At 39.3% G+C, this 14,977-nt stretch carries 10 protein-coding genes and 1 pseudogene; 10 read left to right on the top strand and 1 reads right to left on the bottom strand.

The genetic code is table 11. The features are described 5' to 3' along the window. The first annotated feature begins 75 nt into the window (after nt 1-75). The 9 genes from nirB (at nt 76) to AKG98_RS13060 (ending at nt 11,360) form a co-directional block, all read left to right on the top strand. Complete coding sequence (nirB, locus tag AKG98_RS13100) at nt 76-2,625, top strand: nitrite reductase large subunit NirB (RefSeq protein WP_067046391.1); 2,550 nt, start codon at nt 76-78, stop codon at nt 2,623-2,625. Continuing rightward, entirely contained in the window at nt 2,622-2,948 is a 327-nt protein-coding gene (nirD, locus tag AKG98_RS13095; RefSeq protein ID WP_067046388.1) for a nitrite reductase small subunit NirD, read from the top strand. The genes nirB and nirD overlap by 4 nt, the downstream gene beginning before the upstream one ends. 19 nt (nt 2,949-2,967) lie before the next feature. Beyond that, nucleotides 2,968-3,795, top strand: a complete 828-nt coding sequence (gene nirC, locus AKG98_RS13090) for a nitrite transporter NirC (protein ID WP_067046386.1) — start codon at nt 2,968-2,970, stop codon at nt 3,793-3,795. Between the two features lie 280 nt (nt 3,796-4,075). Further along, on the top strand, nt 4,076-4,663 hold the full coding sequence (locus AKG98_RS13085; RefSeq protein WP_083543962.1) for a porin family protein: 588 nt from the start codon (nt 4,076-4,078) through the stop codon (nt 4,661-4,663). Nucleotides 4,664-4,963: 300 nt separating this feature from the next. After that, nucleotides 4,964-5,602, top strand: a complete 639-nt coding sequence (locus AKG98_RS13080; protein ID WP_083543961.1) for a porin family protein — start codon at nt 4,964-4,966, stop codon at nt 5,600-5,602. A gap of 175 nt (nt 5,603-5,777) precedes the next feature. Next, entirely contained in the window at nt 5,778-7,067 is a 1,290-nt protein-coding gene (locus AKG98_RS13075) for a DEAD/DEAH box helicase (RefSeq protein ID WP_067046382.1), read from the top strand. A 475-nt stretch (nt 7,068-7,542) separates the two neighbouring features. After that, complete coding sequence (locus AKG98_RS13070; RefSeq protein ID WP_067046380.1) at nt 7,543-8,586, top strand: hypothetical protein; 1,044 nt, start codon at nt 7,543-7,545, stop codon at nt 8,584-8,586. Between the two features lie 282 nt (nt 8,587-8,868). After that, nucleotides 8,869-10,314, top strand: coding sequence for a YcjX family protein (locus tag AKG98_RS13065; RefSeq protein WP_198155519.1), 1,446 nt, complete (start codon nt 8,869-8,871; stop codon nt 10,312-10,314). Continuing rightward, complete coding sequence (locus AKG98_RS13060) at nt 10,311-11,360, top strand: TIGR01620 family protein (protein WP_228140291.1); 1,050 nt, start codon at nt 10,311-10,313, stop codon at nt 11,358-11,360. Before AKG98_RS13065 ends, AKG98_RS13060 begins: the two co-directional genes overlap by 4 nt. Nucleotides 11,361-11,809: 449 nt before the next feature. Here the strand turns inward: AKG98_RS13060 and AKG98_RS13055 are convergent, their stop codons facing one another. Further along, nucleotides 11,810-13,804, bottom strand: a complete 1,995-nt coding sequence (locus tag AKG98_RS13055; RefSeq protein ID WP_067046377.1) for a hypothetical protein — start codon at nt 13,802-13,804, stop codon at nt 11,810-11,812. Between the two features lie 517 nt (nt 13,805-14,321). Between AKG98_RS13055 and AKG98_RS22270 the strand changes: the two are divergent. Then, nucleotides 14,322-14,456: pseudogene (locus AKG98_RS22270) on the top strand (DUF2956 family protein); the annotation flags it as partial. Between the last annotated feature and the right edge of the window lie 521 nt (nt 14,457-14,977).

The following is a 14,977-nucleotide window of genomic DNA, read 5'->3' as shown; positions in this document are numbered from 1 at the left end:
AAGATTGATCTGCATCATTATTAACTCCTAAGTAATACCTCAAAATACCTACATAATAAATATATAGGAATACTTATGAGCAAAGTCAGACTGGTTATTATTGGTAACGGTATGGTTGGCCACCGTTATATTGAAGACTTAGTAGAAAAAGCTGAAATTGAAAATTTTGATGTAACCGTGTTTTGTGAAGAACCCCGCGTTGCCTATGATCGCGTCCATCTCTCGTCTTATTTCTCTCATCATACTGCCGATGAATTATCTCTGGTAAAAGAAGGTTTTTACGACAAGCATAAGATTAATGTATTAATTGGTGAACGTGCTATCACTATTAACCGCTCACAGAAAATCATTTATTCAAACTCAGGCCGTGAAATAAAATACGACAAATTGGTTATGGCTACGGGCTCAACGCCTTGGGTTCCACCAATTAAAGGCAACGAAAGTAAAGATTGTTTTGTTTACCGCACCATTGAAGATTTAAAAACCATTGAAGCAACGGCAAAGCGTAGCAAAAGCGGTGTCGTTGTAGGCGGTGGTTTATTAGGTCTAGAAGCGGCAGGCGCATTAAAAGCGCTGGGTGTCGAAACACACGTTATCGAGTTTTCACCGGTATTAATGGCTGAGCAACTAGATCGTGAAGGTGGCGAACAGCTTCGTAAAAAAATTGAAAAACTGGGCGTGCAAGTGCATACCAGTAAGAATACATTAGAAATTGTGGCGCAAGGTGAAACGGCACGTAATACCATGAAGTTTGCTGATGGTACCGAGCTTGAAGTTGATTTTATCGTATTCTCAACCGGTATTCGCCCACAAGACAAGTTGGCACATCAATCAGGTTTAGCAACAGGCCGCCGTGGTGGTATCACTATTTCTGACCAATGTGTGACGAGCGATAACGATGTGTATGCGATCGGTGAGTGTGCATCTTGGAACGAACAATTCTTTGGATTAGTGGCACCGGGTTACAAAATGGCCCAAGTTGCTGTTGATCATTTATTAGGTCATGAAAGTGCATTTGAAGGCGCAGACATGAGTGCAAAGCTGAAATTGCTTGGCGTAAAAGTAGGGAGTATCGGTGATGCAAATGGTCGTACGCCAGGTTGTAAGAGTTTCGTATACCTAGATGAAACAGAGGAAGTATACAAACGTATTATTGTTTCTGAAGACGGTAAGAAATTACTGGGTGCGGTATTAATCGGCGATACTTCTGATTACGGTAACTTATTACAACTTAAATTGAATGACATGGATTTACCTGAACATCCAGATAGTTTGATTTTACCGGCGCATGCGGGTGGCGATAAGCCAACAATGGGCGCAGATTCATTACCAGACACTGCGGTACTGTGTTCTTGCTTTGATGTAACCAAAAGTAAAATTGTTGCAGCAGTTGCCGATGGCCATACAACAATCGGTGAAATCAAAGCTGTGACGAAAGCGGGTACAGGTTGTGGAGGGTGTTTACCACTTATCACGCAGGTACTGAATTCGGAACTGGCTAAATCAGGCATTGAAGTGAAAAACCATTTATGTGGTCACTTCGAATATTCTCGCCAAGAATTATTCCACCTTATCCGCATTGAAGGCATTAAGACCTTTGACGAATTATTGACTAAATACGGTAAAGGTTACGGCTGTGAAATGTGCAAACCCATTGTTGCTTCAATTTTAGCATCCTGCTGGGGTGACCATGTATTAAGCCGTGATAATGTTGGTCTGCAAGATACCCATGATAACTTCTTAGGTAACATGCAAAAAGACGGAACTTATTCAGTGATCCCACGCATGGCTGGCGGAGAGGTTACACCACAAGCATTAGCGGTACTGGCAGATGTTGCCGCTGAATATAATCTGTATACCAAGATCACTGGCGCACAACGTATTGGTTTGTTCGGGGCTCACAAAGGTGATTTACCTACAATCTGGAAAAAACTGATTGCAGGTGGTTATGAAACCGGTCAAGCGTATGCAAAAGCACTACGCATGGCAAAAACCTGTGTTGGTAGTACGTGGTGCCGTTTTGGTGTGCAAGACAGTGTTGGTCTCGGTGTGTTACTTGAAAACAGATATAAAGGCATTCGTACACCACATAAAATGAAGTTTGGTGTATCAGGTTGTACGCGTGAATGCGCTGAAGCACAGGGCAAAGACCTAGGTCTTATTGCGACTGACTCTGGTTGGAACATGTATGTGTGTGGTAACGGTGGCATGAACCCGCGTCACGCTGATTTACTTGCCTCGGATCTCGATGAAGCAACGTTACTGCAATACATCGATCGTTTCTTCATGTTCTACGTGCGTACAGCAGACAAGCTACAACGTACGTCGGTATGGATGGATAACTTAGAAGGTGGTATTGATTACGTACGTGAAGTGATTGTTAATGACAAACTGGGTATCAATGAACAACTAGAAACTGATATCAATAAACTGATTAGTGAATTCCGATGTGAATGGTCTGAGGTAGTCGAAAGTGAGGAACAGCAAAAACGTTTCGCTCACTTTATTAATAGCGATGAGCAAGACAGCAATGTGCGCTTTGTGAGTGCACGTGACCAACATCGTCCTGCTTCAATTGCAGAGAAAGCGGATACTTATACAATCACAGTGGAGGAACACGCATGAGTAAATGGATTAGCGTTTGCCAACTAAACGATATCAACCCAAATACAGGTGTGTGTGCACTGGTTAATGGTAAACAAGTTGCGATTTTCCGTCCACGTGACAATGATGAGTTATTTGCTATCGACAACATGGACCCGTTTGCTAAATCAAATGTACTTTCACGTGGTTTAATTTGTGAACATGAAGAACAACTTTGGGTGGCAAGTCCGTTGAAGAAACAACGCTTTAATTTATCGACAGGGCAATGTTTGGAGAACGATGTTGTGTCACTTGCAACGTATAAAATCAGAGTGAACAAAGATACCGTTGAGATTAGCGATTAATTTTAAAAGGAAGTCCCTTATGTATGCAGATACAATTAAAAAATGCTCAGCCAACGCTGCCCGTATTGTAAAACTAGACAAGACAGATCCACTTAGCTTTCTTATCAGCGGTGCTATGGCTGGTGCGTATGTGGGTATTGGTATTATCTTGATCTTCACGTTAGGCAATATGGTTGATCCATCAATTCGTCCATTAGTGATGGGCGCGACATTTGGTATCGCCTTAACCCTCGTTATTATAGCGGGTTCTGAACTGTTCACTGGTCACACTATGTTTTTAGCGTTAGGCGCTAAAACAGGTGCCATTACTTGGGGTGATAACTTACGTATTTTACCAAAAACATGGTTATATAACCTGATCGGTTCAATCGCAGTGGCCGCGTTATTTTATTACGCGGGTGGCGGTAAATTATTAGGTAACTCAGAAAGCTTGGTACACAAGGTTGCGTTAGCGAAAACAACGGCACCGGCAATGGTTCTATTATTCAAAGGTATATTATGCAACTGGTTAGTTTGTCTCGCAATCTGGATGTGTCAACGTGTTGAAGGTTCTGCTAAATTCATCGCTATTTGGTGGTGCCTATTAGCGTTTATCGCGTCTGGTTATGAGCATTCAATCGCTAACATGACTATCTTTGCTATGTCTTATTTCGGTGATAGCCAAGAAGGATTCAACCTCGTTGGTATTGGCCATAACCTATTATGGGTTTCACTCGGTAATATCATCTCTGGTACTGCATTCATGGGGCTAGGTTACTGGTACTCAACACCAAAGGCAGAACGTCCGATGGTAAATCCTGTAGCAGCACAAGAAAGAACATCTGTACGTAAAGCTGCCAAAGCTTAATCTGATGTTTTTAAAAGGTTAGTTTAGAATTCTCGACATAATTATTGATAAACGCCTCCTTAATGTAAGGGGGCGTTCTTGTTTCTATTCATAGGTCGACCAGATCTAGAACACATATTAAACATCCAAAACGTGATATTAATCACCAATGTAATTACCAGTTTATAGGTATATATAAATAGAGCTAAAAGCAGTGGCTGTTGTAGTTTATTAATATGAAGAATAAAGGGTTATAAAACCCTGAATAAGAACACATAAAACAATAATAAATAAAGGACTAATGATGAAAAAATCAATTGGAATAGCTGCTTTACTTTTAGCTACCTCAACAGCTCATGCAAACGTACAGCAAAATTTTGATGAAGATCTAACACCTAAATATAAAGGTTTTTATGTTGGTGCCGGTCTTGGTAGTACCAAGTTAGATAGCAGTGACGATCTAACTACATCGCAGTTTGAAGACGATGGTCAAACAGTTAAAATATTGGCTGGTTACCAGTTCAGTAAAGTATTTGCATTAGAAGGGCAGTATACAAAATACAGTAAACTAGCTACTCCTGGTTATTCGTTATCACCAACATCTTTTTCGTTAAGCGCTAACCTTGGTTATAGCTTTGATAATGGTTTACGTCCGTTTGGTATAATTGGTGTAGCCGTGTTGGATTTAGATGAATCTGGGCAGAAATTTGAAGACGATAGTAGTGGCGCTATTCGTTATGGACTTGGTCTTGAATACGCACCGGTACAACTAAAGGGTCTTGCTGTACGTGTTGGTTATGAAGTTGATTTCTTCGCAATTGATTTTGGTAGTGTAACAAATGATTATACGCTTGACGCATTTTATGTATCAGCGTCTTATAAATTCTAGATAACCCTTATATTTGAAATTAGAACCAATCGCAGATGCGATTGGTTTTTTTATACCCTGTCGATAATCCTTACAATCATTATTTTATCAACAATAGTGTAAGACTTCTGCTGAAATGATCTGTATACCGTTTGTGTTTATTGTCATTAGATTATTGATGTGTAAATCTAAGCGCTTAGTACCATTTACTCATGAGAAAGGTTGATTTAGGCTTACTTTGGTTAGTATTAGTTAGCGTGGCTGTGTTATAAATCAACAATAATTTATTTGGTTAACATTATAATAATTAAAGGAATAATTATGAATAAAACAATTGGGCTGATGGCTTTAGTTTTAGCAAGTTCTGCTGCGCATGCGAAGTTAGTAACGACTGAAGACAATACTGCACAAAAATCTGTACCAGTGAAGGCACAACCAGCGCCAGTCGTAGTGCAAGACCAGCAAAAAGTGAAAGGCTTCTATCTAGGTGCCGGTGTAGGTAGTACTAAATTTGATAGTCTTGATTTTGATGCCCCTAATTTTAAAGAAGATGGTAATACGTTCAAATTTATAGCGGGCTATCAGTTCAGCCGAGTGTTTTCACTGGAAGGTCAATATACTCAATATGGTGACATTAGGAATGACAATAATCGTTATTCTTGGTCTCCGTCGGCTATTTCAATTGCAACTAACTTAGGCTACTCATTCCATAATGGGCTACGACCGTTTGGTGTGATTGGTTTATCTTCTATCGACTTAGGTGAGTCTGTTACTTATCCAAGTGATGAGGTTAGCGTTGGTGTTCGCTATGGCTTTGGACTCGAATACGCACCTGTCGCCCTTCGTGGTTTGAGCGCTCGTCTTGGATATGAAGTAGATCTGTTTGTTATTGATAATTACTATCGTTCAGATAGTTATACTTTAAGCTCATTCTATGCTTCCGTTGCATATAAGTTTTAAAATTAACTAAGTCTTTAAGTTGTGGCCAACTGTACATGTAGTTGGCTTTTTTATATGCAGAAATTTCCCTCTAGTTCTTAAAATCATTGCTTTACCGACTTTATCTGCAATCTTGTAATACTTCTGCTAAACTGCGCGGCATATCGTTTTTGTTGTTGTGTTTAGTAAGGTCATTATGGGTTTTTCTGCTTTAAATCTTAATCAAAATTTAATTAATACTGTTACCAAGTTAGGCTATGAAACGCCTACACCAATTCAATCTCAGGCTATTCCGGCAATTTTGGAAGGGCGTGACATCATGGGTGGTGCTCAAACTGGTACAGGTAAAACGGCAGCATTTGCATTGCCCATAATTCACCAGTTAATGGCCCAGCAGTTAACTGCTAACTCAACAGCTAAAAAACAAATTCGAGCTTTAGTATTAACGCCAACGCGTGAATTATCACAGCAAGTACACAAAAGTTTTGTTACATATAGTGAAGACAGTGAATTAACGGCTGAACTTGTTTACGGTGGCGTAAGCATTAACCCACAAGTTAAAGCGCTTGCACAAGGTGCTGACATTTTAGTGGCAACACCAGGTCGTTTATTGGATCTATTAGATCGTGAAACGCTAACACTTGAGTTTGTTGAAAAGATCGTATTCGATGAAGCCGACCGTATGCTCGATATGGGCTTTATGGAAGAAATTCGTCGTATCCTAAAACACCTACCGAAAAAACGTCAAACTATGTTGTTCTCGGCAACATTTGATGATGCAATCTTTAAACTAAGCAAGAGCTTATTAAACGATCCATTATTAATTGAAGTTGATACGCGTAATGCTGCAGCTGAACAAGTTGAACAGATTGTTTATGCTGTTGATACCGATCGTAAACGTGAATTAACGTCTTACTTGATTGGTTCTCGCAACTGGCACCAAGTACTTATCTTTACGCGTACAAAGCAGGGCGCAGATAGCCTAGCAAAAGAAATGTGCAAAGATGGTATTAAGACAATTGCTGTACACGGTGACAAATCACAGGGCGCACGTGAACGTGGTCTTGAAGATTTCAAAAATGGTAAAATACGCGCATTAGTGGCGACAGATGTTGCTGCCCGTGGTCTTGATATTGAACAACTTAAACACGTAATCAACTTTGAATTACCGTTTAAAGCAGAAGACTACATTCACCGTATTGGTCGTACCGGTCGTGCTGGTTTATCTGGTACTGCTACGTCATTAGTGAGCATTGGTGAAAACTGGTTGTTAGAAGAAATTGAAACACTGCTTGATACTCGTTTAGTGGCGCAATGGTTACCGGGTTATGAACCTGACCTGAGTAAGCCTGCTGATGATGGTCGTAATAGCGGCGGTAAAAGTAAAGGCAATAGCCGTACTGATGACAAACGTCGTGCTAAAAACCGTTCTTATGGTAAAAAAACAAATAATCGTGCGAAGAAAGACACTAAGCCAAATCATTAATTTGGATACTCTTTTTAGTTCATGAATGGCTAAGGTTGAAAGACCTTAGCCATTTTTTTACTCGATTTCTAACCATAACCTGAAAATGGTTTGATTGTTGTGATCCTTTGGCAGCTTGTGACATAGCGTCTTGCTCTAAAAGTAAGAGTTGTGATTTACCCCGTCATATTGTCCTTTCTAATTTAAGCTATAACCTCTATCTTTTAAATTTCAGCATAATCAGTCGATTAGGACTTATTTCCCAAAGAACCGGCCTATAATTTGAGACTAGGTTCTCAAATCGAAGGATATAACCCATTTATTGGTGGATTGAGTCGAAAAACTTGGCAAACTAAAGGTGCAGGGCTTATGTGCGACCGCTTAAATTTTGCTAGATAGCAAAAAAGAAACTAAGTCCTGATAAGGTAAAAATAAAAAGGATGGCAAGCATTTGGCTTTATATACCTATTGCTTTGCCGATGATAAGGAAATAAAAATGAATAAAATAATAAAACTCCCATTAATTCTAACGCTCACGGGCCTTTTGCAGGGTTGTATCGTCTCTGAACCGATTTCACATAAAGAGATTAAAGCAACTGAGAATAGTGCTTTTACAACAGATGGTCGCTTGTTTGTTGTGGGGGAAAATAGAGATAAAGAAAGTTGGATTTTTGAAATTATAAAAAATCATGATGGTTCATATACGCATACTCCCTATGTTAAAGGAACGGTTGATGGGACAGCGTTAGGTGGTATCAATGACGCTCCTGAAGGTGAAAAATGTACCTTTACTGGGTTAACGGCTAGTGGCTCATTGCTTTATGCTGCGTGCATTCAGACTAGTGGCTTATTAGGCTTAAGGACTGAAGCTGTTTCCTTATTCCAAGTAGAAACTACGCTAAACAGTGAAAGAATCAAAACAGGTCATATGACTGATAGAAATTTCATTCAAGGGGACGCTGAAAAACCGTTTGACCCAAACTGGTTTATGGCAAACGGTATGGCGGTTGATAGTGAAGGGCATCTTTATATCAGTAATACCAAGGCCTTTTTTGCACCTAACGGAGATACAATTTCGCAAGTCACGATCACAGACAATGGTGATACTAGCTTTTTGGACTTTAGCCATAAAACGTGGATCTCAGGAAACGAGATCTTTCCTAATGGTGTGCAAATAGAAGGGGATACTCTTTATTATACGGGTGGCTCAAATATCCTTAAAGCCAAAATAAATCCAAATTTTTCGGCGAGTGACGTAAATGTTCATTACAAGGGGTCAAAACTTGCGACCATTGATGATTTTGCTATTCATGAAGGCTATATAGCCTACTCTAAAATTTCTGTACCAGGTGCTGTTGTTATCTTGACACCAGCTGAATTTGAAGATACCGCTAAAAAGTATTCAACCATCCGCATGAAAGTGATACCGAGTAGTATTGTTTATCAGCCAAACTTACCAGAAGGTAACCCTTTATTTAATGAAGGAAATCTATTGGTGACGTCATTCTTTAGCGGTGGTCTCTATAGAATAGAGCAGTAATATACTCCTACATAATTGAAGGTTACATTCACTATATCGGTCGTACTGGTTTTATAGTACTTCGACATCATAGTTTGTATGAATGGCTAAGGTTGAGATACCTTAGCCATTTTTTGTTATATGAATTGTGGATGCTTTATATTATAAATGTAAGATATAGAGTATAAACCTATCGAGTTCATCTCCTGTTCAGTTTGTTTGGGCATACTCTCTATCTATAGTAAGATAAATATACAGTAAGGTAATTCCTTGTTCTCCTTCCTTTAACCATGAAGTAGGTATATGCGAGACCCAGACAAAAAGTTTTATAAATTAATGAACAAAGCATCGTCTCTTAAAGCTGACGGGCTAGCGAGTCTTGCTAAATTGCAGAATCGTTACTTTTGTATCGGCATAACGGGCTTGAGTAAAAGTGGTAAATCGACGTTTATCACCAGCTTAATTAATCAATTGATGCACCATGAAAATGCGAACCTCGCTGGTTTTTCACCAGTATTGAGTGAACGCCTTCTTGGTGTTAAAATGCACCCGCTAGCGGATGCCGGTATTCCGGTATTTCCGTATGAGAAGAACTACCAAAGTTTAACGCAAGCAGAAGCTAAATGGCCTGCATCAACCACTAATATTAGTGGTTGTTTACTTGAGCTAAGACTATCGCGTTCGGGACGACGTTTAAATCCGTTAAAAGCAGAACAGTTCTCTTTGTTTCTTGAAATCCGCGATTATCCGGGCGAGTGGCTACTCGATTTACCTTTACGTGAAATGAGCTTTGCACGTTGGAGCGAACAATGCCAAGCGCAGTATCAAGTATCACCACGACGGGCGTTGATGGGGGAATTGTTCGACGAATTAACACAGCTAGACCCATTATCAGCCGTTGATGACGCCGTATTGACATCATTGAACACCAAATTTGTGCAGTTTCTTCATGACTGTAAATACAAAAACAGCAGTTTAAGTTTGATCCAACCTGGGCGTTTTTTATTACCGGGTACGGTTGAGGATACAGAATTATTGAACTTCGTGCCTTTACTTTGCTGTCAGCAATACAGTGAAGATGTGCTTAATGGTGCGGCTGACAACAGTTATTACAAGTATTGCCAACGTAATTATCAAGGTTATGTGAAGTATTTGGTTGAGCCCTTTTACAAAACATTCTTTAGCCGTATTGACCGACAATTAGTGCTGGTGGACGTGGTTAATACCTTAAATGCAGGGCCTGAATATCTTGATGATATGCGTCAGGCGTTAACCAGTATTACTGAAAGTTTTTCGTATGGTCGTCAAAATCGATTAGTGCAATTATTTAAGCCTAAAATAGACAAGGTTGTGTTTGCCGCAACTAAAATCGATCAAGTATTAGGTGAAGATCATGACGCGGTTCGTCAGTTATTGGGTGTCATTGTCAAACAAGCTTATAAGAGCGCGCAGCATGAAGGTGTACAACCAATTTGTGAAGCAACAGCGGCGGTTCGTTCTTCTAAAGAGATAAAGCATCAAGGCGATCGTGGTATAGCGGGACGCGGTGTGAATGGTGAACCGATTGGTTACATTCATCCAACCATACCAACGCGTATCCCCGAGGGAGAACAGTGGCAGCCATTTTTAGATTGGCAAATACCCTTGTTAAATCCACCACAAGGGCTGTCGTACAGTAATCAGGATGTATTACCACATATTCGAATTGATACTATTTTAAATGAATTAATAGGGGACAAATGCCTATGACCAAGCAAGTTGATAGCAGTATGACACGTAATCAGGGTAAAACCATCGATATGCAAGCAGAAGAGGCTGTGGTTACGGTGAGCCGTGAAGCAAAAATATTTATGCCCGATCTCGATAATGACTTGAGTAAAGTCCCTGCATCCATTAGCGCTGAAGATGTTGTTGATGATACTTACCGCGGATTAACGCTCGAAGCATTACCAATCAAAGGGTTAAAATCGTTTGTTATCGGTATTGCGAGTATCTTTGGTGTGATGTCGTTATGGCAAATCTATACCGTATTCCAAAGTGCCTTAGCCCTGCATTGGATCGCTGCTGCTGGCTTTTCAGGATTGATTATCATTGTTGCTATGTTGGCCTTACGTAGCGTATTTAGTTTTATGGCTGACAAAGAAAATATGGCTGCGTTAGCAGGGTTACAAGATAAGGCCGAGCAATTAAAAATGACCAATGATGTTGGTCAAGCGAAAGGCTTCATCGCTAAGTTCACGCAATTTTATAAAGGCAAACCACAAGCGCCACTGTTGGCTAAAAGCATTAAAACAATGCCCGATTATAGTAGTGATAAAGAAGCTATGGTGCATCTTGAACATGTGTTTTTAGCACCACTGGATAAAGAAGCATTACGCCGTGTATCTAAACACAGTTTACAAACTGGCGTGGTGGTGGCTGCGAGCCCGTGGGCAGCTGTTGATATGTTATTAGCATTATGGCGTAGTATGAAAATGATTGACGAGGTAGGGCAGGTATATGGTATGCGTCCTTCGTTGGCCAACCGTTACAAGCTATTAAAGAGCGTGCTGCGTTATTTGGCATTAATTGGTGTGAGTGAACTTGCGCTTGATGAAATGTTGCAAGAATTTGGCACAACAAGTTTAGCGGGAATAACCGGTGCTCGTTTAAGCCAAGGTGTTGGTGCTGGCGTGTATACTGCACGTATTGGTTTGGCTGCGATTACAGCTTGTCGACCGATCAGTTTTTCACCAGAAAATAAACCGAAATTGAAAGATTTTATAAAACGTATAATACAACGTATGAATGGCTAAGTATTCGACGGTTTATAGGTAGTTTTTCCCATGGGAGCATGTTTTTGTTAGTGTTGGCGCCAATCATTAATTGGCTTTATTAGTCCATGTTGCCAACTTGCAACATGGATCTGAGTTATTTATCATCAAGATAACCGAATTAAGAGTGAAAAATCCATGACACAGCAGAAAGTATCAACAGAAGTGTAAATTGTATACGTCTCGTGGGTATCAATGCTCACTGAAGAGTCCGAATTAATAATTACCCGTTGAATCGAATTATCGAAAGTAACCGTAATCAAACGGTTACTCACCTCAACGTATTTTGCATTTCCATAGTCACGACTAGACATCGAAAACGCTATATAATCACGGCCTAGTGGACTAGACTTGCATTCCAATTTTATCTCAGTCCATCTTGATTGGTCGTTGACTTCTAAACCCTATCCTGTGGTGATGGACAATTGGTATTAGTGTGGCATCGGAATTTCTCTCATATTTTGAAGATAAAAATCAGGTATAATATTAGGATGGAATTTATCGTCTAGACAGTCGAACGAATCTCCGTATGCATCATCCCCCTCACAATATTTCGGTACGCGCCAGAGATCTAAATATTCACGCTTCTGGTTATCTTCAATCTGTTCTACGAAGTAAAAGTTATTGCCTTTGACTACACCACCAACAGGGAAAGTAAACATTGCTTCATTGAGTGGGAAATCAGATACTTCGACACCATTAAGATTGTTGATTATTTTTAAGCTATAGTGTTCAACGTGACTGTCAATCAAATCAGATTTATTGATTTTGATTTCTTGCTTCGCAAACGCGAAATTGCGATAAACAATAGAACCACTATCGTGAATAAGCATAACGGTGTAACCCACCAGATCCTGTCCATATTGTCGTAAGTCAACGTCAGTTACGATACTCACAGCAGAAAAAAATGATTCCCACGGGTTTACTGATGAAGGTAAAATATCATATATAAAGAGGCTAAGTGGGTCTTTATTCGTCAGTAGTGAAATAGCAGCGGAACCTTCATCTGTGTCCATTGTAGTACTAATAGTGATTGGAAAAACTCGGGAATTAAAACTCGGCACGTAAATACAGATATCCTCAAGTGATACACCATTAGAAAAGCCCGAACCCGTAAAATGGTTGCTGTTACAAAGCTTTTTCACAGATTCGCCATATATAACTTTTGGTATGTGTTTAACTGTCGCGTTGATAGCACTGACCGCAGTAAACGTTTTTCCAATATGCGCGAGTTTAAAATTCGTTGTGACTGCTTTGTTCAATGCTGCTGATACTGGCTCAATAAATGTGATACCTGTTGGGCCTGTTAATACTTTGACAAGTGAATTGAATAGCCTGCGAATATTAGGCACAAAGCCTTTTTTTAGTGCATCTTTCCCCCAATCTTGGGTGTGAAGAATGGCTCTCATCATGTTCCACGATACTTGGTCTATATTAGCAGGCTTATTATCACGCTCTACTATATCTCTAGATACAAAGTTAGTACCGTGTGTTTGTACAATATATTGATGTAAGTAATGGATAAATTGAATTACTGATGTACTTGCGTATCTAGGTGTAAGATATTCCTTAGGATAAAGCAATTCAAACGTACCTGTGCCATCACCAAATTTGCTAAACCCAAAAAGTAAATATTCTGAGATTGCTATTTCGTCATACCATGTGGAGTCATGCTTGCTAATTTTTACAATAATATTCGTGGTACATTCTGCGCAACGTGTTAAGTCTCTAAAAACCCCTTTAAGTAAATCATCTAACTCTTTTTTACCTGACGTTGGCGAGAGTTGAAGTTCAAGGTATTTCTCGATGAACTGTAAAGTATTATATTCAATTTTCTCAGATTTTGTCGGAGGTATAATCACATGGTTAGGCCCGATCTTTCTAATTTTATAGTCGATAACGTCAACTTTATAGTCAAGCACTTTATCGATGTAGTCTTCATGCAACACTTGATTTAAACCTTTAAAATCAAGGCCTGTTCGACCATTATTATTATCGAGTTCCTGTTTTCGAATGACCTTACGTTTATTATTGACCCTTTCCTGCGTAATCGTGATGGTATCTTCAACAATAGGACTGATGTAGTGCGGGAAACCATGATGAAAACCCGCTAAAATAAAGCTTGTATCAACGGCCATTTTAAGTTTAATGTTTAAGTATTCTTTTTTACCTCCTGCGGGCGCAGCTTGATAAGCCGATAGTATGTTCGGTATTTTATTGTCTAAATACTGACGGCAAGTCTGTTCTTCTTGTTTATATGTTACACAGTGCCTAGAAAGTAAGAGCTGAAAGAGATATAGATTGTCATGATATTGCATTTCAATATTATTATAATAAGTCAAATTAACGACTGAAGAATGCTGAACTTCATTCGCGTATGTGGAAAGGCTGATAAACGACAAAGCTAGCCAATTAATTAGTTTCATTTTATTTTTATTTTTCCTTGGTGTATTAAAGTGCGGTTTTGGGTTTAAATTACCAGGAGGATGATATAGGGGTCTGTTGCTAGTTCAATACAATGGCTATCAAATGATTATCAAATTAATTTCAAGTGAATATCAATTTGATATCAAGTGATTATAAAGGAGCATTAGGCACGACAGTGAAAAATAAAGGGGTATGTTATCTAGTTGATAATATTGTTTTTTATTTTAAACCCATATGCATTACCTACTTTTTCTCGCTCACGCAGTACGAAACACACCTCCATCCATAATCATGGATGGGCTCAATTATTAAAGACCAATACTCTCAGAGCTATTGAAGTTGAAACCGTGATTAAGTTATTATCTTGCTCAATCCAACTCATGAGCGTAAAAATTCAGTTATTCCTCACCGGATTACCAACACGTCAAATATATCCGTCAAACGTGCAAGTCTCGCTTTGCAACATGGACCTGAGTTATTTATCATCAAGATAACTGAATTAAGAGTGAAAAATCCATGACACAGAAAGTATCAACAGAAGTGCAAACTGAATCGACACGCATTGCTAACGGTATTAAAAAACCAGGTCAAAGCAGAGAGCAGACTAAATTGATCGCGGCAGGTATTGAGAAGGGAATTGCTGAATACAAAATTTCCCTGATAGACACATATTGAAAAATAAATTGTCAATGGTTGTTGATCCAGATTGAGCGAAACGCGTAGGTTCAGACGCAAGGGGGTGAGCAATAATTTTTCACAATTGGAAGGATTGTAATACTAAGAAAATTGATGCTATTCATAACTAATTCCTCAATCACTCTAGACTGAATTAATGAAAATACTAGGTATCAATGAGTCGAATCATGGCTAAGGTGGATTCATGCAATCACGTAAATTTAAAAATGGACAATCTACCGCCAACGTCACCCGATAGTAGAAGCCGAGAAACAGAATACACAGATGAAGGATGTTCAGGTTTAAAGCTCATTGTTAATCGACAAGGTTGTAAGCGTTACCTGTTTCGTTACAGCATTAGCGGCACTAAGAAATCATTACAGTTAGGCGTATTTATATGCTGAGTACCTTAACCGCAACGCGTATAAATACAGATTCTACCCATAAAATGACGACGACACTTATAAACGAAAACCAAGTGATAGGCATCGAGTCGT

This window comes from Moritella sp. JT01, assembly GCF_001574435.1.
In the GTDB taxonomy this organism is placed as follows: Bacteria; Pseudomonadota; Gammaproteobacteria; order Enterobacterales; family Moritellaceae; genus Moritella.
The sequence above is the reverse complement of the archived record's forward strand: the minus strand, read 5'-3'. Positions and strand labels throughout refer to the sequence as shown.